24 protein-coding genes and 1 riboswitch are annotated in these 21,421 nt (G+C 34.8%); of the genes, 7 read left to right on the top strand and 17 right to left on the bottom strand.

The features are described 5' to 3' along the window. The gene (locus NKR74_RS06615) at nucleotides 1-558 is read left to right on the top strand and encodes a GNAT family N-acetyltransferase (protein ID WP_253629044.1); all 558 of its coding nucleotides are present in this window, start codon (nucleotides 1-3) and stop codon (nucleotides 556-558) included. 70 nt (nucleotides 559-628) lie between these two features. Here NKR74_RS06615 and NKR74_RS06610 read toward each other — a convergent pair whose 3' ends face one another. Together NKR74_RS06610 and NKR74_RS06605 are read right to left on the bottom strand one after the other, a co-directional pair. After that, nucleotides 629-1,228, bottom strand: a complete 600-nt coding sequence (locus tag NKR74_RS06610) for a histidine phosphatase family protein (RefSeq protein WP_253629043.1) — start codon at nucleotides 1,226-1,228, stop codon at nucleotides 629-631. A 58-nt stretch (nucleotides 1,229-1,286) separates the two neighbouring features. Further along, nucleotides 1,287-1,445, bottom strand: a complete 159-nt coding sequence (locus tag NKR74_RS06605) for a hypothetical protein (RefSeq protein WP_098309562.1) — start codon at nucleotides 1,443-1,445, stop codon at nucleotides 1,287-1,289. Nucleotides 1,446-1,696: 251 nt separating this feature from the next. Between NKR74_RS06605 and NKR74_RS06600 the strand changes: the two genes are divergently transcribed. Then, nucleotides 1,697-1,882: a YkvS family protein gene (locus NKR74_RS06600; protein WP_098309563.1), complete on the top strand. Its 186-nt coding sequence runs from the start codon at nucleotides 1,697-1,699 to the stop codon at nucleotides 1,880-1,882. Nucleotides 1,883-1,927: 45 nt separating this feature from the next. On the opposite strand, the gene queF is transcribed toward NKR74_RS06600, so the two are convergent. From queF to queC, 4 genes are read right to left on the bottom strand one after another with little or no spacing between them, the layout of a single operon-like run. Next, nucleotides 1,928-2,425, bottom strand: a complete 498-nt coding sequence (gene queF, locus NKR74_RS06595) for a preQ(1) synthase (protein WP_098309564.1) — start codon at nucleotides 2,423-2,425, stop codon at nucleotides 1,928-1,930. 29 nt (nucleotides 2,426-2,454) lie between these two features. After that, nucleotides 2,455-3,171: a 7-carboxy-7-deazaguanine synthase QueE gene (queE, locus tag NKR74_RS06590; RefSeq protein WP_253629042.1), complete on the bottom strand. Its 717-nt coding sequence runs from the start codon at nucleotides 3,169-3,171 to the stop codon at nucleotides 2,455-2,457. Then, nucleotides 3,164-3,658, bottom strand: coding sequence for a 6-carboxytetrahydropterin synthase QueD (queD, locus tag NKR74_RS06585; RefSeq protein ID WP_098309566.1), 495 nt, complete (start codon nucleotides 3,656-3,658; stop codon nucleotides 3,164-3,166). The genes queE and queD overlap by 8 nt, the downstream gene beginning before the upstream one ends. Further along, nucleotides 3,658-4,320 carry a 7-cyano-7-deazaguanine synthase QueC gene (queC, locus tag NKR74_RS06580; RefSeq protein ID WP_098309567.1) on the bottom strand — a complete coding sequence of 221 codons (663 nt, stop codon included), beginning with the start codon at nucleotides 4,318-4,320 and terminating at the stop codon, nucleotides 3,658-3,660. Before queC ends, queD begins: the two co-directional genes overlap by 1 nt. Nucleotides 4,321-4,414: 94 nt before the next feature. Further along, nucleotides 4,415-4,458, bottom strand: a riboswitch (PreQ1 riboswitch). A gap of 234 nt (nucleotides 4,459-4,692) precedes the next feature. Here queC and NKR74_RS06575 point away from each other — a divergent pair. Then, nucleotides 4,693-5,901, top strand: coding sequence for an ATP-binding protein (locus tag NKR74_RS06575; RefSeq protein ID WP_098309589.1), 1,209 nt, complete (start codon nucleotides 4,693-4,695; stop codon nucleotides 5,899-5,901). A gap of 10 nt (nucleotides 5,902-5,911) precedes the next feature. Here the strand turns inward: NKR74_RS06575 and NKR74_RS06570 are convergent, their stop codons facing one another. The 4 genes from NKR74_RS06570 to NKR74_RS06555 form a co-directional block, all read right to left on the bottom strand. After that, entirely contained in the window at nucleotides 5,912-6,028 is a 117-nt protein-coding gene (locus NKR74_RS06570; RefSeq protein WP_098309568.1) for a DUF6254 family protein, read from the bottom strand. Nucleotides 6,029-6,207: 179 nt separating this feature from the next. Then, nucleotides 6,208-6,741, bottom strand: a complete 534-nt coding sequence (locus NKR74_RS06565; protein ID WP_253629041.1) for a DinB family protein — start codon at nucleotides 6,739-6,741, stop codon at nucleotides 6,208-6,210. 140 nt (nucleotides 6,742-6,881) lie between these two features. Then, nucleotides 6,882-8,576, bottom strand: a complete 1,695-nt coding sequence (locus NKR74_RS06560; protein ID WP_253629040.1) for a M3 family oligoendopeptidase — start codon at nucleotides 8,574-8,576, stop codon at nucleotides 6,882-6,884. A gap of 202 nt (nucleotides 8,577-8,778) precedes the next feature. After that, nucleotides 8,779-9,225 (bottom strand): MarR family winged helix-turn-helix transcriptional regulator, encoded by a 447-nt coding sequence (locus NKR74_RS06555; RefSeq protein WP_253629039.1) that lies wholly within the window; start codon nucleotides 9,223-9,225, stop codon nucleotides 8,779-8,781. Between the two features lie 172 nt (nucleotides 9,226-9,397). Between NKR74_RS06555 and NKR74_RS06550 the strand changes: the two genes are divergently transcribed. Next, nucleotides 9,398-10,894 (top strand): ATP-binding protein, encoded by a 1,497-nt coding sequence (locus tag NKR74_RS06550; protein ID WP_253629038.1) that lies wholly within the window; start codon nucleotides 9,398-9,400, stop codon nucleotides 10,892-10,894. Nucleotides 10,895-10,920: 26 nt separating this feature from the next. Here the strand turns inward: NKR74_RS06550 and NKR74_RS06545 are convergent, their stop codons facing one another. Continuing rightward, a complete protein-coding gene (locus tag NKR74_RS06545; RefSeq protein ID WP_253629037.1) occupies nucleotides 10,921-11,202 on the bottom strand; it encodes an aspartyl-phosphate phosphatase Spo0E family protein in 282 nt (93 codons plus the stop codon). Nucleotides 11,203-11,697: 495 nt separating this feature from the next. On the opposite strand from NKR74_RS06545, the gene NKR74_RS06540 reads away from it, so the two are divergent. Beyond that, the gene (locus NKR74_RS06540; RefSeq protein WP_253629036.1) at nucleotides 11,698-12,471 is read left to right on the top strand and encodes a divergent polysaccharide deacetylase family protein; all 774 of its coding nucleotides are present in this window, start codon (nucleotides 11,698-11,700) and stop codon (nucleotides 12,469-12,471) included. Between the two features lie 26 nt (nucleotides 12,472-12,497). Here the strand turns inward: NKR74_RS06540 and cbpA are convergent, their stop codons facing one another. Both cbpA and NKR74_RS06530 read right to left on the bottom strand, forming a co-directional pair. Beyond that, complete coding sequence (cbpA, locus tag NKR74_RS06535) at nucleotides 12,498-13,124, bottom strand: cyclic di-AMP binding protein CbpA (protein WP_253629035.1); 627 nt, start codon at nucleotides 13,122-13,124, stop codon at nucleotides 12,498-12,500. A 160-nt stretch (nucleotides 13,125-13,284) separates the two neighbouring features. Further along, a complete protein-coding gene (locus NKR74_RS06530; protein ID WP_098309576.1) occupies nucleotides 13,285-13,914 on the bottom strand; it encodes a class II aldolase/adducin family protein in 630 nt (209 codons plus the stop codon). A gap of 835 nt (nucleotides 13,915-14,749) precedes the next feature. Here NKR74_RS06530 and NKR74_RS06525 point away from each other — a divergent pair. Beyond that, the gene (locus tag NKR74_RS06525; protein ID WP_253629034.1) at nucleotides 14,750-16,498 is read left to right on the top strand and encodes a B12-binding domain-containing radical SAM protein; all 1,749 of its coding nucleotides are present in this window, start codon (nucleotides 14,750-14,752) and stop codon (nucleotides 16,496-16,498) included. A gap of 66 nt (nucleotides 16,499-16,564) precedes the next feature. Here the strand turns inward: NKR74_RS06525 and NKR74_RS06520 are convergent, their stop codons facing one another. Together NKR74_RS06520 and NKR74_RS06515 are read right to left on the bottom strand one after the other, a co-directional pair. Beyond that, on the bottom strand, nucleotides 16,565-17,347 hold the full coding sequence (locus NKR74_RS06520; protein ID WP_253629033.1) for a DeoR/GlpR family DNA-binding transcription regulator: 783 nt from the start codon (nucleotides 17,345-17,347) through the stop codon (nucleotides 16,565-16,567). A 616-nt stretch (nucleotides 17,348-17,963) separates the two neighbouring features. Further along, complete coding sequence (locus NKR74_RS06515; RefSeq protein WP_176524721.1) at nucleotides 17,964-18,116, bottom strand: hypothetical protein; 153 nt, start codon at nucleotides 18,114-18,116, stop codon at nucleotides 17,964-17,966. Between the two features lie 141 nt (nucleotides 18,117-18,257). On the opposite strand from NKR74_RS06515, the gene NKR74_RS06510 reads away from it, so the two are divergent. Beyond that, entirely contained in the window at nucleotides 18,258-18,629 is a 372-nt protein-coding gene (locus NKR74_RS06510) for a DUF3905 domain-containing protein (protein WP_301287664.1), read from the top strand. Between the two features lie 42 nt (nucleotides 18,630-18,671). On the opposite strand, the gene NKR74_RS06505 is transcribed toward NKR74_RS06510, so the two are convergent. Both NKR74_RS06505 and NKR74_RS06500 read right to left on the bottom strand, forming a co-directional pair. After that, nucleotides 18,672-20,021 (bottom strand): TrkH family potassium uptake protein, encoded by a 1,350-nt coding sequence (locus tag NKR74_RS06505; protein WP_098310900.1) that lies wholly within the window; start codon nucleotides 20,019-20,021, stop codon nucleotides 18,672-18,674. Beyond that, nucleotides 20,018-21,235 carry an NAD(P)/FAD-dependent oxidoreductase gene (locus NKR74_RS06500; protein ID WP_098310901.1) on the bottom strand — a complete coding sequence of 406 codons (1,218 nt, stop codon included), beginning with the start codon at nucleotides 21,233-21,235 and terminating at the stop codon, nucleotides 20,018-20,020. The genes NKR74_RS06505 and NKR74_RS06500 overlap by 4 nt, the downstream gene beginning before the upstream one ends. Between the last annotated feature and the right edge of the window lie 186 nt (nucleotides 21,236-21,421).

Below are 21,421 nucleotides of genomic sequence, written 5' to 3'. Positions count from 1 at the left end.
ATGATTCGGAAAGCAAAACAAACAGATACTAAAGCAATATCTCCTTTATTGTACAACGCACTGCATGAAGTTGCTGAAAAATTAACAGGTGGTACAACTGAAACCGAAGTTCTAGAAGGTTTAGAGTATTGGTTTACAAAAAAACAAAACCGACTCAGTTATGAAAATTGTTTCGTTGAAGAGCGTAATGGAAATGCAGTTGGTGTTATTGTAACCTACCACGGAAGTGAAGCAACAAAGCTAGATGCCCCAATTGTAAAACGATTACGAAAAGTGAAACAAGATTCTTCTATTATATTAGAAAAAGAAGCCGAAGAAGATGAATATTATATTGATACCTTGTCTGTTTCATCTACCCATGGCGGACAAGGTATCGGTTCAAATTTAATCCTTGCAGCTGAAACACACGCTCGAGAAAAAGGACATAAAAAAATTTCATTGTTAGTAAACTTAGAAAATAAGCCTGCATTTTCTCTCTATAAAAAGCTTGGTTATAAACAAGATAACACAATTACGCTCGTAGGCGAACCATATGCTCATTTAATTAAGCGTGTATAATACAAAGGCACAATCATGAAATAATGATTGTGCCTTTGTATTATACACGAGGCATTACGCCTATTTTGCTTCATGTATACGTTACAAATACATTTCCTTCTCTTACTTCGTGAAAAGTATAAATTGTACACCCCCACGGTTTCGTCTGAAACAGCAGCGGTCCATGCCATCCTCGAGCACGCAGCTCCTTACCAATCATCGTATTAAAATAACTATGTCCAATAAGAGCAACTCGCTGATATACATTTGCATATCCGATCAATACATCCGCTGCTTGCTTCGCTCTTTTTTGTACTTCTAAGTATGATTCAACATTCTTCGAATAACCGACCATCCAAAATGCGCGACCTAAAAACATCCATACATTCGGTTTATATTTCATCCATCTTGGTACAGGTAAAATAGAAGGAATAGCAGCTTCGCGAAAAAGTGGATTCTGAATAAAAGTAATATTGTTAGTCAACATTGTTGCTGATTGAACAGCTCTTTTTTGATCACTTGCCACTATAAACTTGGAGGCTTCAATCACTTCGAGCGTTTTACTTGGAATGTCTGTATCTCTCATAATATCTTCATCTTCATATCTTTGCAGCCATTCTTGAAATTCTCGTACTGTAATCGCTTTTTTGTGAACACTAGAGCGTCCATGACTTATGAAAGAAATTTGCATCTTTCTCACTCTCCGTTCAACATGCTTCACATTATATTATTACAAATCCATACAGGTCTCATTCAGTGCTCCCATCTTCATGACTAGAAAAAGAAGATACACTATCAACTCCCTCATAGTATATGTATGTTTCATGTTCTCGAATCATTTTTAATTTCGTATATGCAAACAGAAATAAAAGAATAGCTATCAAGCTCCCCACAATCTCAAGTGCCATTTTATCGCCCCCCGTTTCATTATACTCCCATATACTCATGTTACAATTATGAATATGAGTTTCTTACATACATGTTACAATTATGAATATGAGTTTCCTACTATGAATTTCTTGTGAAAAATTAGTATTTTTTTCAAAAAATTTTCATGGAAACATTTACAAAAGATGAAATATCGTTCAAAATAAAGAAAAATACAAAAAGAACGAATCTTGTTCTCTTTTTCGTAAAAATGTAACAAGGAGAGTTGCTTATGAAAATCGCAGAAGCTGGAGATATCATTGAATTCAAAGACGGTTTACAAGGGCGAGTTCAAAAAGTAAATAAAAACTCTGTTATTGTAGATATAACAATTATGGATAATTTTAGAGAGTTAGATATGGAACCGCTTACTGTTGTCAATCATAAAAACTATACAATTATTACGCAACATGCATAGAATACTAGAAAAAAGAGGCAGCCTACAAAGCTGCCTCTTCTTTCTTTAGCGATTATCTACTGTTTCAGGATATAAATCATGATTCATTAAACGATATTCAGCCATTTTTTCATATTTTGTACCAGGACGTCCATAGTTACAATATGGATCAATAGAAATACCACCACGTGGTGTAAATTTACCCCATACTTCAATATAGCGAGGATCCATTAGTTTAATTAAGTCATTCATAATTACATTCATACAATCTTCATGAAAGTCTCCATGATTGCGGAAACTAAATAAATATAACTTTAACGATTTACTCTCCACCATTTTTTGCTCTGGAATGTAGCTAATGTAAATTGTCGCAAAATCTGGTTGTCCCGTTTTCGGGCATAAGCTTGTGAACTCCGGACAATTAAATTTTACAAAATAATCACGGTTCGGGTGATTATTATCAAACGTTTCTAAAATTTCCGGGCTATATTCAAATAAATATTTTGTATTTTGATTTCCCAGTAATGTTACATCTTTCAAATCTTCATCTTGTCTTCCAGCCATCTTAAAATCTCCCTTCATTCATACAGTAATTATACACCGCGTTTATTGCCCCACACTAAAGCGTGAAGTTGCGGCAATACTTTCGCGTCATTCATTTCCTTACATTGTACTGCTTTGTCAATGAGCCATTCATATTTTGTAAGCAGACGTTGAATTAACGATGCATCGTCTGTCGTCTGCGTATCATCATTTCCAACTTGTAAGAAGAACGGAACGTGCGGATAACGTTCATGCACCTCTTTTGCATATACAAAATCTCGATCGTCAAATACAACCACTTTTAAACTAAATTCCTTTCCTTCTAGCTTATCAATGATTGAATCCAACATAACAAAATCCGTTGTCATCTTTGAACTCGGTGGCTTTGGTGAAATTGTTACCTCATCTATATAAAGTAACCAATCTTGCCATTTACTTCCTTGCGTTTCAATTGCTGTACGAATCCCTTTCTTTTTTAGTAAAGAAATCAATTCTCCTAAATGTTTCAACAACGCTGGATTCCCACCTGAAATCGTTACATGCGAGAAATTTTCACCACCAATTTGCACCAGTTCAGAAAAAATTTCTTCTGGCGGCATTTGACGAATTTGCTCTTTCGCAGAACCATCCCATGTAAACGCAGAATCACACCATGCGCAGCTATAATCACAACCAGCTGTGCGAACAAACATTGTTTTTTGTCCAACAACCATTCCTTCTCCTTGAATTGTCGGCCCGAAAATCTCTAACACAGGAATGTTACTCACCGATCATCCACTCCCGTCTTACTTCTGCATAACTTGTTGGTGTTTCAAATAAGCGCACAAACTCAACACGCGCTCCTTTATATTCATTTTGTCGATCACCTTTTGTTAGCGCCTCTTCCATTTTCTCAAAAATCCATACAACCATATTTTCAGCAGTTGTATTCATTGCTGGAAGTGTTTCATTTAAGTAACGATGATCTAAATATATTTCAATTTCATTTTTCCAAATTTCTTTTATATCACCAAAATCAATCGCTAGGCCAATTTCATTGACATAACCACTAATTCCGAAAATTACTTTATACGTATGTCCATGAAGGTTTTTACATTTCCCTTCATAACAGTGTAGATGATGTGCAGCATCAAACGTAAATTCTTTACTAACCATAACGCGCTTATTATGATACTTTAGTTGCTTACGATCAATGTCTTGATCGATTTTTTGTAGATTTTCAACAATGCGAAATCCAAAGAAGTCTTGTGTCATTATGCTTTCGCTCCTTTACGCTCTTGTACATATTTATCAAGTCCTGCTTTACGAAGCTGACACGCTGGACATTCACCGCAACCATCACCAATAATCCCGTTATAACACGTTAACGTTTTTTCACGAACAAACTCAAATGCCCCAAGTTCATCTGCCAATTTCCACGTTTCTGCTTTATCAATCCACATAAGCGGTGTATGAATAACAAATGGATAATCCATTGATAAATTTAATGTAACATTTAACGATTTCACAAACACATCACGGCAATCTGGATACCCGCTAAAATCTGTTTCACACACGCCTGTTACGATATGACGCGCTCCTACTTGTTTAGCTAACACAGCTGCAAACGATAAGAACAATAAGTTACGTCCATCCACAAATGTCGACGGCAACTCACCATCTTCATGTGTAATTTCCATATCTGTACGTGTTAACGCATTAGGAGCAAGCTGATTTAACAAGCTCATATCAAGTACGGTATGCTTCACACCTAATTCTTTTGCAATTTCAGCCGCACAGTCAATTTCAAGTTTATGGCGCTGATTATAATTAAACGTTACTGTTTCTACTTCTTCAAACTGTTCAAGCGCCCAAAATAAACATGTTGTACTATCTTGACCGCCGCTAAAAACAACAACTGCTTTTTCCTTTTTCATTTCACTCATTCTCCTCTTTTTTCGATTACAAGAAGAAAGAGCGTTCTTGAACTGTCATACTAAAAAAACAAAACAATATATAAAGAATATTGTTCTCTCCTTAGTTTTTTATAGAGGGAGTTCGCGAACCTCTCCCATGCTATGCATGGACTGTCTTCTTCAATTTGCATCTTTCATTGTAACATAGCGGGTGTATGAGTGGAAAACGTCTGTTTTTTCTTTTTTTTCTAAAAATAATATTTCATTTTCTTTCATATTAATAGTATGATAATTTTAGATGTCGCATCTTTCACTTCTCACAACAAGGAGGTTTTATAGCTGAAGGTTTTTATTATGTACCTCTTCTTAAATATATTGTTTATTCTGGTTACAATGTTAATTTATCATTTATTTTGGAGCGAAAAAGGAAATCACTCTCCGAAGCTCAATTCGTTTGTATTTGTCCTCTCTTGCAGCATTACCACTATTCTCTGTATGTCATTTGCTGCAAAAGTTGACTTTGGATTTCAATTCGACTTCCGGCATATCGTGCTAATTGTCGGAACATTATCTGGTGGCCCAGTAGCAGGTGGTATAATTTTTAGTGTTATGAATCTTTATCGTTTTTTTATTGGCGGGAGCGGTGCCCTGCCTTCTTTCATAGCATCTATCGCTTTGTACATTTCTCTTATTGCAACATACAAAACATATGTAAAAGGAAAAATAAGACCAAAAATGTATTTAGCTTTTTTTTACTGCCTGATTTTTGGCATCGTTTGGATTCCTTATTTTCTATCTATGGCTCCAAATCCAACGAACTATATACCTTATATCATTACATACGAATTATGCGCAATCATAGGAACTATTTTAATTTTATACTTAATGGACGTATTACAATCGCAAGTTCGTCTTGCAAAAGAACTTGTAAATGCTGAGAAATTTCAATTAATTGGTGAGATGGCTGCTTCAATCTCCCATGAAATCCGAAACCCTCTTACATCAACGAGAGGATTTCTTCAATTGCTACAATCAAAAAACTATTCAGAACAAGACAAACTGTTGTACTTAGACATCGCTATACACGGTATTGACCAAGCCAACCATGTATTAACAGACTATTTAACATTCGCAAAACCAAGTATTGAAAAAATACAAACGTTACAGTTAGAAGAAGAATTACTTCATGCTCTTACGCTCATGACACCATTAGCGAACCTTTCTAACGTTCGTATTCATTATACGAAACAAAGTAAAATATTTTACATAACGGGAGAAAAACAAAAGCTGAATCAATGTCTTTTAAACATTGTAAAAAATTGCATTGAAGCGATGCCAAACGGCGGAGACCTTACATTTACCTTAACACCCGCTCATAAACACATCCAATTACATATTCAAGATACCGGAATTGGTATGAACAACGAACAAGTAAAACGCCTCGGTTCTCCTTTTTACTCTACAAAAGAAAAGGGCACAGGTCTTGGAATGATGGTTGTGTTTAGCGTTATAAAAGCAATGAACGGAAAAATTGATATCTCTAGCAAGAAAAATGTTGGAACCTCTTTCCTTCTTACATTTCCTTTAACAGAAAAACCGTGATGCAACTGCATCACGGTTTTTTCGTTTCATCCACAAGTTCTGCAAAAGTCTTCACTTTCCCATGTGGCTGCTGATGTTCTTTTCGCGCTTTCCATTGTCGTTCTTGCTCCTTCTTTTTATTTCCCATTATCTCAACTCCTTTTAAGATGTCCTTATATATGTTCCAACATATAAAGTAGGAATATACATACGTGAAGTGATAGAAAATTCATGGAGATTGAAACAACAGTGGTGCATGTCGCCTGCAAGTACTCTAAATCATTTATAAAAAAATTCCATCAGGACACCACTGATGGAATTTTCACTTTATCTTTGCAAAATTGAATGTTTCGCTTCTTTTAACTGTGTAAGATGACGTTGTTCATGTAAATCTAAAAATTGTACCCATTGATATAAATTAAGCTCATCAAATATAGGGTGTTTGAGCGATTTTTCAAATAGTTCTTTTTCATTAACAATGCTATGAAGAACATGTAAAAGCTTTTCCCTTGAACTTTGCAGCAATTGAATCATTTGTGCTTTTTTCATTAACGTTTCTGTTGGTTGCATTTGCTGAGGGGCTTCTCTCTTTCTTGTTCGATCGAGTGTAACTTGAAGGTCTTGTAGTGGAACAACTTTTCTTTCGTTTTTATGAAGTGCATATACAATTGCGGATGTAACAGATTGTTCACTAAGGTGAAGGTGATGTAAAACTTGCATAATGCTCCATTTATCACGGCGCGGTTTCGTGTTAATTTCTGTATCTGTTAACATTTCAATTTCTGATAAAAGCATCTGTCTTGTAGACGACATTCCTCGTAACAACGTCTCCATGTTCATATTTGCATAAGATTGCATCATATTTCTCCCTCCTATTTGGTTAAAAAGAGGCGCTTCTTCTAAAGAAACACCTCTTTTTAAATTATTCTAAATTTTCTTTTATTATCTCATTTTTCCAAACATGTGTCGATTGCAAATTCATAAAAAACAGTGTATATTTTTTACAATTTTGTGTCATCTATTCCATCTAACCACGCATGAATTTCATCGATAACGCCCTTCACACATCCATCAGCAAATGGAGAAGTTAAATTTGCCGTTTCAACTAATTGTAAGAATGATTTACTTCCGCCTTGACGGCAAAGATGAACATAATCTCCCCATGCTTCTTGACGATTCTCTCTAGAGCGTTTCCAAAATTGAAGCGCACAAATTTGTGCTAACGTATAATCAATATAATAAAATGGTGAATTGTAAATATGCGCTTGACGTTGCCAAAAGCCTCCGCGCTCTAAATAATCATTTTCTTCATAATCACGGTGCGGTAAGTACTTTCTTTCAATCTCACGCCAAGCTGCTTTACGCTCAGTTGGTGATGCTTCTGGATGTTCATATACAAAATGCTGGAATTCATCAACAGATACACCATATGGTAAAAATAGTAAAGCTGAACTTAAGTGCGAGAAGTAATATTTCTCCGTATCTTCTTCAAAGAATAATTTCATCCACGGCCATGTGAAAAACTCCATGCTCATCGAATGAATTTCACATGCCTCATATGTCGGCCAATTATACTCTGGAATTTCATAACGGCGGCTTTCATATACTTGGAAAGCATGTCCTGCTTCGTGCGTTAACACATCAATATCACCAGACGTTCCGTTAAAATTTGAGAAAATAAAAGGTGCTTTATAGTTTTCAATATATGTACAATAGCCTCCGCCAGCTTTTCCTTTTTTTGCAACAAGATCAAGTAAATTATTTTCTAACATAAAATTAAAAAATTCATTTGTTTCTTCTGATAGTTCTCTATACATGGTTTTGCCGTGGTTCACAATCCAATCCGCATCACCTTTCGGTACAGCGTTACCAGATGCGTATTCAAAATTCTCATCATAATACGCAAGTTTCTCTACCCCAATGCGCGCCTGTTGCCTTTGTCTAAGTTCCGTTGCAACAGGAACAATATAATCAAGCACTTGCTTACGGAAATTTGCAACCATCTCTGCATTATAGTCTGTGCGATACATTCTTGCATATCCAAGCTCTACAAAATTGTTAAAGCCCAGTTTCTTCGCAATTGCCGTTCTTACGTTTACAAGTTCATCATAAATACGGTCTAACTCTTCCTCATGTCCTGCTAAAAAACCATAATATGCCTCACTTGCTTGTTTACGCATATTACGATCTGTGTGCTCCATAAACGGAACAAGTTGTGATAATGTTCGCTCTTCTCCTTCAAACAAAATTTTAGCTGCCGCTAATAACTGTGTATATTGAGAAGATAATTTATTTTCTAACTGTAAATCTGCTAACACGTCATCAGAATATGTCTTCATTTCAGCCTCTGCAAGTGCAAAGAGCTGCGTACCATAATATTCTTCTAATTGTTTTCGAAATGGGGATTGTGTTAATGCCTCGTAATACTTTGTCACATATCCTTTCACAATTGGAGAATACTCATCAAAGAAATCTTGTTCTTCTTTATAGAATTCATCTGTCGTATCTATACTGTGACGAATATAACATACGTTATACATAGTGCTGAAGTCATTGCGAATTGCATTAATATGTGCAATCACTGCCTTTTGTTCTGCCGCTGTTTTTGCATTCTTGAATTGCTGCAAAGTTTCGGTAAATCTTTCTTTCACTTCGTCCATATTTGGACGTTTGTATTCATAACTCTCAAATGACATACAAATAGCTCCTTTCTCTTCTTAAAAGCATTCTCGTACTATTATTCCATATATTTTGCAAATCCCCTTTATTCATCAGCAAAATTCATCCTACACGCATTTTAAAATTCATACATTTTAATTTCCAACTTGAGATACAGTGAAAACTCCACAATACTGTCCGCGAAATAAAAAAACTTTGAACTGTGCATTCAAAGTTTTTTTATTTCTCATATTTCCCTATCTTCTTTAACAACATTAATAGTTGATCTTTCTCATCCTTTTTTAACATATGAAATGATTCATGTATGACTTTTTCATGATTCGGAAAAATATTGGAAATCAATTGTATCCCTGATTCTGTTAAATGAGCATAAATTACACGCCGATCATTCGGACAAGGCTTTCGCTCTACAAGTCCTTTTTTCTCTAATTTATCAACAACATACGTAATACTACCGCTTGCAATTAAAATTCTTTCTCCAATTTGTTGCAACGGTTGATCTCCCTTATGATATAACAGTTCTAGCACTGCAAACTCTGTTGGATTTAATCCGTTATTTTGAATAGATTTATTAGCAATATCCATAACCGAACGGTGTACGCGCGATAAAGCGATAAATACTTTCAATGATTTAGAAATATCTTCCTTTTCATACTGAGACGTCATAACTCTTCAATCCTTTACTAAATTTCTTTTCAAATAGTGATATTATATCGAATTTCAAAAACACTGCCTTGTTTCAATATATTGCAATAAAAAATAATAAAAACATATAAAAGCACTGCATATTTAAGAGTGTTTATATATAATAAAAATAAAAACAGAAGGGGTAGCAATTTTGAACGTAAATTTACGCAACACATTTTTATATATTTTGTTTGTTATATTGCCAACTCTTTGTATTAGCGCTCTCTTTTTTTCATACCACAAATATACAATGCAGCGCGAAAATGAACAGGCAGCTCATACAGTCGTATTTTTATATAGAGACTATTTAGATCGTTATCTAGGAGAAGCAACATCTGCATTAGAAATGCTTGCCATGGTTATTAGCGCAACAGCGAACGATAATAATCAAATACAACAAGTCCTACAGAATGCAGATGAAAGAGACCCTCGCTTTTCTGGTCTGTATTATGCGAATACAGATTTTAAAATTACAGTTGCGTCATCCAGTTTAAAAACAAATATTGATATCGCCGATCGTTCTTATGCACAAGAAGCTTTGAAAAATAAACAGACAACGGTTTCATCTGCACTTACTGATCGTGTTTCTGGGCATCAAGTCATTGTGATTTCTACTCCTGTTCTCGATAAGAACAAAGATGTTTCTGGACTCCTCGTAGCAAGTTTACGATTTGACTATATTGCAGCATCTTTAAATGCAATCAAACCAAAATACCATTTTGAAGTGCTTGATAAGCAGGGAATTTCATTTTTACAAGATGATGATCACAAATTTGCTCAAAAAAACACAAAAAAAATTACTGTTCCATTAACAAGATTACCGTGGAGCGTTACTATTTATCCGTTACCTATTCAACAAACCGTTCTATATCGGAACGTCTTTACGGAATTTTTAATAACATTATTTCTTATGAATATTTTATTTTTAGTGATAAAGTATATGCTTCTGAAAAGACAAACAAAATTGGAAAGAAAACAAAATGAAGTACAAAAACTGGAATTAGTTGGCTCTTTTGCTGCAAGTACAGCTCACGAAATCCGCAATCCTCTTACAGGCATTAAAGGACTTGTTGCTCTTTTAAAAGAAAAACATACAAATGAACAAGACCAATTTTATTTCTCGGTTATTGAACAAGAAATTGAGAGGATTAATGAAATTTCCAGTGAATTCCTTATCCTTGGCAAACCAACTGCTATTATTGAAAAAACATACGATTTAAGAGACATTGTAAAAGAAGTTTCGTTAATTATTCAATCTGAGGCAAATTTACATAATGTTCAAATTTCCATACATATGCCAGAACATCCAATTCTTATTCGTTGCTCAAATGATCATATCAAACAAGTTATTTTAAATATTACAAAAAATGCTTTTGAGGCAATGTCATTAGGTGATACATTGTCAATTACAGCCGAAGCAAATGGAAATATAGCTCAATTACGTATTATAGACACAGGGAAAGGAATTCCAGAACACATCCAAAAACATATTTTCCATCCATTTTTTACAAACAAAGATACAGGAACAGGACTAGGACTTGTCGTATGTAAAAGAATCGTTGAAATGTATAATGGTCAAATTACGATTAAAAGTAAAGAACATACAGGAACAACTGTGTGCATTATACTCCCGCTCCATTCACCGTAATCATCCCTTTTTTTATACGGGGATGATTATTTCATAAATGATGTAATAAACATTCTCCAAAACACATTCGATTTCACATTATATGACGTTTTTAAAAATGGCGTTTTTAACATTAAAAGCCACTTCGATACTTTACTCTCTTTGTAACGTTGATATTTCATAATAAGCATGTCCAATTCCTGACTTACTTGAATTGTCTCTATGCTATTAAGTCCATTTGTAAGCCCTAAATGAATCATTTCTTCTCTCTTCACATTAATATCGTACAAAAGCTTGTCCATTGTAGATTTCCGTTTTGCTACAAACATACGTATCCCCCTCGATATTCTTCCGTAATCTGTATTCCTTTCTTATTAAAAATGGAATTTTCTGTTTCTTCACCTAGCAAACACGAACATTCAGAAAATTAAACATTTTATCCCTGTAATTTACAAATCTTTATCCTCACCTTGAGAATTATTACAAATTATTCTATCTTTGTAAATACATTCGCAATAATAGACATTTTTTTTGTTTTATTTTAGCTAAAATCTCTCTTAATTATAGTTTTTCCTTTTTTTCACAATTATATTTTCGACATTTTGTGCGATTAAATTACTTCAAAACGCAAACGATAACAGTAGATTATCATTTTATCTCGCATTAACAAACAATCACCCCATCTCAAGATTATGAGGAATTAAAGAATATAGATGGGTCTACCATCTACTAATGGTAGTTTCATTCTATTCATTTAAACCGAAAATGGACAATCTCTCGTCTATTGATGGGTGTTTTGTATTATTAGGAAGGGAGAATCTTACATGCGAAAATATGTTGTTATCTTTTTACTTACGGCACTACTGCCAATCATAACTTTTTCTGTACCGACCTACGCTCATACAAATAAAGTAGCGATTGTCATTGATGACTTTGGAAATAATATGAAGGGAACAGAAAAAATGTTAGCTCTTCCCATCCCGTTAACTGTTGCAGTTATGCCATTTCTTCCATCTACAAAACAAGATGCAACGTCAGCTCATCAAAAAGGACACGAAATTATTATCCATATGCCAATGGAGCCTGTAAAAGGAAAAAAAGAGTGGCTTGGTCCAAAAGCTATTACAACAGACTTAAGTGATGATGAAATTAGAAGTCGTGTCAAACAAGCAATTGAAGAAGTTCCATTTGCAATTGGAATGAATAATCATATGGGGTCAAAAGCAACTGCTGATGAAAGGGTCATGCGTATTATACTATCAGTTTGTAAAGAACATGGTCTCTTTTATTTAGATAGTAAGACAAGTCCGAACAGCGTTGTAAAAAAAATTGCTGAAGAAATTGGTGTACCTACTGTAGAAAACAAACTATTTTTTGATGATGTATATACTTCTGCTCACGTAACAAAACAAGCAAATTCTCTATTAAAAAAAGTGGAAAAAGAACCTGTTATGATAGCTATTGGTCATGTTGGACCACCAGGTGAAATTACCTCTTCCGTCATCCGGTCTTATATTCCGAAAATCCAAGAAAAGGCTGATTTCATCTTCTTATCTGATCTTGTATCACCAGCACCACCTGTTTCTTCACAAAAATAGAGAGAGGCTTCTGCCTCTCTCTATTTCTAAATACGGTCTACATGACTAACTCGAAAACCTTTTTTCTCTAATCTCGCCACTAATGTTTCTAGCTCTTTTTCATTCAAATCCTCTGTAAGATTAACAATAACACGCCTTATATATTGATCACCATTATCTAACGTAAATAAACCACCGATATTATAAGACTTTAATAATGTGCCAAGCTCTTTAATGATTCCTTTAGATTCATGCGTCGCTAACGTTAATATATACCCACCTGTATTCATTCCAAATGAATCTTCAATCACATCAAAAATATTAGAATGTGTTAAAATACCAACAAACTCATGGTAATCATTTAGTACAGCTAGAAATGGCAGTCTACGAATTGTATAAAAAGCTCGAAAGAAAGAATCACGTTCAAAAATAAATGCTTGCTCATTTTCCATTAGCTCAGAAACATTTTCTTTTCTTCCCTCTTTCTTCCTACATTTATTCTCTAGCATATCTACTTTATAAACAATACCCTTGAAAGTCTTACTATCTTCTGTTAAAACAGGAATCGCTCTATATCCGCTACAATCCATTATCTCTAACGCCCGCTCCGCATCTTCACTCTCAGGGCAAGTCACAACTTGTTGCTTCGGAAGAAAATGATATTTAACTCGCAAAATACGTTCCTCCCCACATGACGACATGTAATCTATATATAATAAGGAGAGCCGTATTTTATGAGTAAAACTTCATTTATAAAAACGCTTTCATTTTTAAAGTTACTTTGTACCTTATCCCATCACTCTTTAGGCATTTCTACCTAAAGAGGACTTTCAATTAAATAACTGAGCTTTTTGTTCCTTTAATCATTAACAGCTTCACATGATAATTCATTAAATACTCTAATCCTTCTAACCATTTTTTCGTTTCTTCTGGCGTTGTTCCCCATACAATTAATCCGTAATTATGAACAAGCACGGCTCCGCCACCCTCGGTAAAGCAAGGTACACTCTCTTCTAGCAAATTCGCAAATTTACTTTCATTTTCTACAATTGGAATTGTAATACCTGTAATACCTTCCTTACCAAAAACACGTTCTACATTTCTTTGTTCAAATGTTACTTCTCCTTCTTTTCCATATAACTCAGACATTAAATGGCTATCAACTGTTTGTACTTGTAAAATGCATTCTGCCTGACTTTTCTTATAAATATCTGCGTGCATAAATGATTCAGAAGCTGGTTTCTCATCGATCGCAAATACTGGTTCACACGTACTATTGACTACAATAAAATCATCCTCGACAAATAGTCCTTTATCTTTTCCTTCTATATTAACTAAAAACGTAAGCGGATCTTTAGACGTACGCATTGATAAGCTAATTTTTGTCCCATAAAACCAATCACGAAGAGCTAATTCCATCTTAATATCCCGTAGTTCTTTCCATTTCTTTAAAAATAATAACATATTGTCACCCCCGTATTGTTATCTTCTGTTTCTATGTAAAAGGCAATATTTTTTGATAATTCGCAAAATTTAATTGAATTATCACATGAGAAACCCTTTTTGTCAATACGCTTTTGCCATGTTCCATAAACTTTATCCAAATAAAAAGAGCCCTTTATAAGGCTCTTTTGTTCATTATAATTTGCAACATTGTATTCTTCTCTTGTTCATTAATAATGCGTAGTTTTTGTAATATATGTGCATATATAATTATCTTCTTACGCATTCTTTTACTCACCTCTTCCCCTTCTTTCCCCTAACCAACTTTTTTTCTGTTGGTAAATTATATGACAATCTAGGGAAAATGTGTCCTTTTTTTATGCAAAAACAACATCTTGCGAATGTTGTTTTTTTCCATATATATGCCTATACTATACTCAACAATGTAATTCTAAAGTCAACTACCCACCACTGAAACGCTAACGTGTTTTGATGTGGGGGTTTGCAAAAAGCTCTGGTTGTCTAGCCTTAGTCCTATGTGGACTCCGTTCGTAGATTGCATACCCAAGAATGATTCCCTAGTTCTTGGCTCTATGGTGGCTCTGTAACAGTTCTGATTGGGAAGAAACGGTCAACCACATGCCTTCTTGTATAAGAAGTTGCCAACACCTACAAACATTGGCGAAGGGAAACTACATCCTTATTTGGATGGGCAAAACACGCGTGTATTTGCCATGACTTGCTTTAGGCTGTGCCTAACCGAAATTCATCCCCATCTTATCGCTAGGCTATTGCCCGTCACGCGTTCGAAGATGGGGATGAATTTCGGAAATACGTTAAAGTTGAGGGAAAAAATATGAACGTTGTTATTAGTACATTAAACGCAAAGTACATTCACACAAATCTAGCAATTCGTTATATTAAAGCATATGCCCAGCCTGAATTTGATTTAGAAATGGCTGAATATACGATTAACGATCCTGTCATGAATATTGTTACTGATTTACATAGGCGCAAACCCGATGTAATAGGATTTAGCTGTTATATTTGGAACATCGAAGAAACAATTGAAGTCATTCAAATGCTTAAGAAGATTAATCCAAACCTTATCATTTTTATCGGTGGTCCAGAAGTTACATATGATGTGACATATTGGCTAAAACGTGTTCCTAAAATCGATTTTATTATTATTGGTGAAGGAGAAATTGCTGTAAAAAATCTTCTATTTGAAATACAAGGTGCACAGCAATTTGAAAATCTTGACGGTATCGGATTTATAAAAGCTGATGGTACCCATGTAATAAAACCGCAACGTGAGAAACTAAACTTAAAAGAATTACCATCCCCTTATCGTTTCCCGGAAGATATTCCACATTTAAGTAAACGTATTACCTATATTGAGACAAGTCGCGGTTGTCCGTTTAGTTGTCAATTTTGTTTATCTTCTATTGAAGTTGGCGTTCGTTACTTTGATCGCGAACGTATTAAAGAGGATATTCGCTACTTAATGAAGAATGGTGCACGTATTATTAAATTCGTCGATCGTACTTTTAACATTAGCCGCAGCTATGCTATGGAGATGTTTCAATTTTTAATTGATGAACATGTACCTGGAACCGTATTTCAATTTGAAATTACAGCCGATATTATGAGGCCTGAAGTCATTGAATTTTTAAATACACATGCCCCTGCTGGTTTGTTCCGGTTTGAAATTGGTGTACAATCTACAAACGACCAAACAAACGACCTCGTAAAAAGACGTCAAAACTTCGAAAAATTGACGAGAACAGTTACAATGGTTCGTGATGGACAAAAAATCGCACAGCATTTAGACTTGATTGCCGGATTGCCTGAAGAAGACTATCAATCCTTCAGAAAAACATTTAATGATGTCTTTGCTTTAGGACCAGAGGAATTACAACTTGGCTTTTTAAAACTGCTGCGTGGTACGGGCCTTCGAATTCGAGCAAATGATCATCAATATATATACATGGATCAGGCACCATATGAAATGCTCGGAAATAATGTACTATCCTTTGATGATATTATTCAAATTAAACAAGTTGAAGATGTATTAGAAAAATATTGGAATGCTCATCGTATAGATAATACCGTGTCATACGTCATATCTCATACATTTGATACACCTTTTGATTTCTTCCAAGAGTTTGGAACTTATTGGGATACACAAGGATGGAGCCGAATTGGACACCAACTAGAAGATTTATTCCAACGTCTGTATCAATTTTTACAATCAAGAAAAACTGCACACCTTCATATGATTAAGGCCTTATTGACAATTGATTATTTACAAAATCATAAATATCGTCCTCGTAAATCATGGATAGCGGAACAAAGGAAAAAAGAGGAGGTAGATTCCTACTATAAAATGATTATGGAACGGCCTAACATACTAGGAGACGCATTTGCTGATCTTCAATTGGTAGAAAAGGACTTGTATAAACACACAATTGTAGAGCATATACCATTTGACTACCACCATTACATGAAGCATGGTGAAATAATTTCCAAACCGTCCATCCTTGTTGCCTACTACGATCCAAAAACAACACAATGTGAATTATTTGCAGCAAATATAAGCTGATTAATAAAGATGACATGATATTACAATTAACAGAGGCTTTCATTCATACCAAAAGCCTCTGTTATTCTAACTAATAGTCCAGCGAATCCCCGCTTTTTTTACTTCTTCTTCAAAGCTATGTGGCATGCTTTTATCACAAATAACATGATGTATATCTGAAAATCCAGAAATGCGATAATTTCCTTTTATACCAAGCTTCGTATGATCACATAAAATAAATGTTTCTTCTGCCTGTCGAACCATAGATTCTGATAACTTCGCTTTCTCCAATTCAAAGCTCGAAACTCCGAAATTAGGTAAAAGTCCATCAATTGAAATGAATGCTTTGTCAAAGTGAAATTGCTGAATGAGTTGCTGAGAAATAGAACCTGATACCCGGCAGTGCTTTGGAGCCACTTTTCCACCAATAAACATCACTTGACCATCAATCATTTTCTTATTAATAAAAGAAATTAATTGCATTGCAACAGGAAACGAGCTTGTAATAACAGTCAAATTTTTTCGGTAAATGAGATATGGTACCATTTGAAGTGGCGTACTACCATCATCAATAACAATGACATCACCATCTTCTACAAAAGTTGCTGCTTTATAGCCGATACGTTTTTTTTCTTCTAAACATAACATTTCTCTTTCTAGCATTGGAGGGTCCACTTTAGTCCCTGACAATCCGACTGCTCCCCCATATACTTTCTTCAATTTCTTCTCGCGATCCAGGTCTCCTAAATACCTACGAATTGTCTCTGTTGATACCGAAAATTCTTTTGCAAGCTCTGATACCTTTACTTTTCCTTTTAACTCTACTTTCTCAATAATAATCCGCTTACGCTCTTCTCCAACAACAGACATGACTTCACCTCCAGTTATACAAAGTCATATTTCTCTTCTATCACTACTACTTCCTCATGCATATAAATTCTTCGTTTTTTCATCAAAAATGATTTTTAGATTTTGGAATACCGCTTCTAGAGTTGCAACATTTTTCTACTTCTCGGTTCGTAATAAGCTCTATTTTTCATCTTTCGCTTTTATCCCGCTATTCGCGGGCACCTCAAGATGCAGAGAGAAGCAAAGAAGATAGGTGGAGGATAACTGCTGACATGCGCCCGATTGGTGAGAGCTTTCCATCAGGACACCACTAATGGAAGTTTCACTTTATTGCCACTGCTTCTTCTTTCTTTGGACTGCATCCTATAAAGTGAAACTTCCATCCCTATTATTAAAATTCCCCTTCATGCTTTGTCCTCTCCTTTGTTTTCATATGTATAATTTCAATATAAACGTAAAATGTAAAACCCACATTAAACAAAGATTAATCTTTTGTTTAATGTGGGTTTTTGTGTAATACGTTGGTACTTCTACGTTTTCTCCCTCTTTTTCGCCTACGACATAACAATAAATTTACAAACAATTAAAAAAATCTATAAAAAGTCCCACAAAAAAAGAGACGTTTATAAAAAACGCCTCAGTTTTTCTTTCCTTTTTTTGAGTTACGATTTGCATATTTTGCAACATCTTCATTTTCGTACTCTACTGCAAATTCCGCATCCGGCAAGCTTTCTTTTGGAGTTTGATTGTTCTTTGCAGCTGCGTTACGACTTACCTTTCGTTTTACCATACGAAACACTCCTCAATCCTTTATATAAAACCAATGCTTACAGTACTAATATGGACATTGAAACTCCACTCTATAGATGGTAACTGTTAACAAGTTGCGAATACGCAATGTGAGGAAATGCTATAAAATAGGGAGGTACATATGCCTTTCTACTTTTATAAACAAGGAGCGGTAAATGTGAAGAGAAATCAACCAATCGACTCTCCTATTCTTGACGAAACAATTCCGCATCAAATGAATTTTCCTTCTTTTAAAGGAACTGGCATCACGATGCAACCACCATTCACCAATGAGTATGGCGTAATTATTGGTGACAGCCAGTATAATTCAGAAAATAGCCCCCTGAACAATTGGAGTGATAATATTGATCCTGCTATGATGGCCGGAGACCAATGGATACATCCAACAAATGATATCGGCTGGATTGCTGAAGAAAATCAAGACTTACTGCAAAAAAACAATACGGATTCAGAAGAAACTTTTATGCATCCGCAGTTTGGTATTAACGATTAATATAGAAAAGCGATTGTATTTTATAAAATACAATCGCTTTTTTTATCCAACAATAATCCGTTCTTTTGGATACTTATATCGAAGTGGTCTCTCTTTTCCCCCAATTACAAATATGAACGTTAAAATACCAATTCGCCCGATAAACATGAGCACAATTAATACGAGTTTTCCAACTGTTGTGAGTTCTGCTGTAATTCCGGTCGATAAACCAACTGTTCCAAATGCTGAACATACTTCTACAAACAGATCCATTAATGGAAATGGTTCCGTTATACATAACACAAATAGTGCTGCGGCACATAGCAAAGCACCCATCAATGCAACAACAAATGCTTTTATAATATCTTCTTCGTGTAATTGTCTCCCAAATACCCGTACACTTCTACCACCTTTTGCAAAGGTATACAATACGAGGATACAAACTGCAAAAGTTGTTGTACGAATACCACCACCGACAGAGCTTGGAGAAGCGCCAATAAACATTAATATACTCATAAAGAACAGTGTTGGGGGCGAAAATTCTTGAATATCCATCGTTGCTAAGCCACCACTTCTTGTTGTAACAGATTGAAACAATGTATAAAACAACATTTCATGCCATGATTTCCCACGTAAAAAATGATTCCACTCTAACAAAAAAATAACGATTGTTCCAACAACCACTAAAGTAAAGAACGTTGTCGTTGTGAGTTTTGTAAATAATGAAAACCGAAATAATTCATGTTTCTTTTTACCTATATATTGTCTCACTTCAATCAATACTGGAAAACCAATTGCCCCTAAAATAATAAGAAGCATATGAATAATTTGTACGATATAATCGTTTTGGTACGGTACAAGCGATTGTCCCGTCAAATCAAATCCGCCATTCGTTGTAGCACTAACAGCTGCAAAAAAGCCATGAAAATATGCTTCCTTCCAATTAGGGAAGTAACGTAAAAATCTTGTTCCTAATAACAGTGCACCAATTACTTCAATTGAAATGATTAATATTAAAATAGAGCGCATTAAATGAACAAGTCCCGCTAAATTTCTTTGATTTTGATCTGCCATAATTAAACGTCGCTGCTGTAAACCTATTTTCTTTCCTGTAATCATCCAAACAAACGTACCAAGCGCCATAATGCCCAGTCCACCTAATTGTAAAACAAGCGCTAAAATAACAATACCTGCTGTAGTAAATGTATCTGGAATCGATACAACAGATAAACCTGTTACACTTACTGCACTAACAGATGTAAATAAAGCATCAATAAATGTCCACTCGACTCCTGGTTTTATAACAAATGGCATGCTTAATAATATAACAGACACAATAACAGCAAGACCATAAAATAAAACGATGAGCTGTACCGGTCTTAAATGTTGTAACCATTTCCTAATACCTTTCATTCCATCACTTCTTTAACTTTTTTACGACGAAATATTTCGAAATCCGAACTACTGCCATGTGCAAATAATTCCTGAAATATTTTTGCAAATACCATACTATAGACGGTGCCATTCCCGCCATAACTTAATGCATAATAGAGGTTTGCAATCGATTCGTCCTCTTTCAGAATGGGCATTCCATCATGTGTTCCGCCAAATATTGCTGCCCAATAATATTCTGCTTGTACGTGTTTCAACTGTGGGAATAATTTTGATGTTATCTGAACAAGAAGATTTCTTTTATGTAGTAGATGTGTGTCACCATATTTTTGTAACATACTCGGTTCATCTAGGCCACCGATTATAATTCGATTCTTATACGTGCGGCAATATAAATACGGACGCGCAGTTTCCCAAATTAACGATTGCTCGTACCATCCCTCAAAATTTGGTTGTTCGTTTGTGACAATTGCATAAGAAGTCGCCAAAGTTGCATTTGCTTCTTTTTTTATCTGTTGCGTTTCGTATCCTGTAGCTATAATAACAGCTTTAGATATAATTTTCTTTCCATTTTTAGTATAACAGATTGTATCTTTATGAACAGATTTAATATGAATAATCTCTGTATCTTCAAAAATAGCCGTTCCATTCTCTTTTGCTTTATGAATAAGAGCATGTGCTAACACATACGGATTCACTTCCGCATCTCCTCTTGTGTACAAAGCAGCTGGTTTTGTAAATGAATAACGTTTCGCTATATCTTCTTCTGTAAAAAACTCAACAGGAAAATCATAATATCTTAAGGTCTCATATTCTTTTCTTAGAAATGAAACATCATCTTTATTACTTGCATAATATAAGCTTCCTCTACGAATAAATTCAGGATCTATATCGAGTTTTGTTACCACTTGCTCCATAGTATCGAGCGCATCATAACATAATCGATATGCTCGAACCCCTTTTTCTTCACCAAATGTATGCACAAACGAAGTTAATGATTTATCTTGAGTGTATTGTAACAACCCTGTATTCGCAAGCGTACTTCCGCTTGCAACTTTCCCTTTATCTACAACTGCCACTTGTAGTCCAATTGCCGATAACATATATGCAAGTTGAGCACCCGCTTGACCACTTCCAATAATAAGCACATCACATATCATATCATTTTCCAACTTTTCATAACAAGGTATAGAAATCCCTTCATCCCAAAACAATTTTCCAAGTAGCAGTTCCATCAAATCTCTCCTAAAATAAATTTATCTTTCTTTATCCCATTATTTTTCGTTATTTCCCATAAAAAAATCCAGCTAGTTTTCACTAGCTGGATTATACTATCATGCTTTAGAAGTGGTATTTTCCACTTCTCTCAATGCAAAATCACCCGTACTCAACTAACTATTAGTGGGAAAAATCACCCACTA

Origin of the sequence: Bacillus sp. 3103sda1, assembly GCF_024159135.1 — a bacterium.
Classification (GTDB): domain Bacteria; phylum Bacillota; class Bacilli; order Bacillales; family Bacillaceae_G; genus Bacillus_A; species Bacillus_A rhizoplanae.
This window is presented reverse-complemented; position numbering and strand designations above follow the sequence as displayed.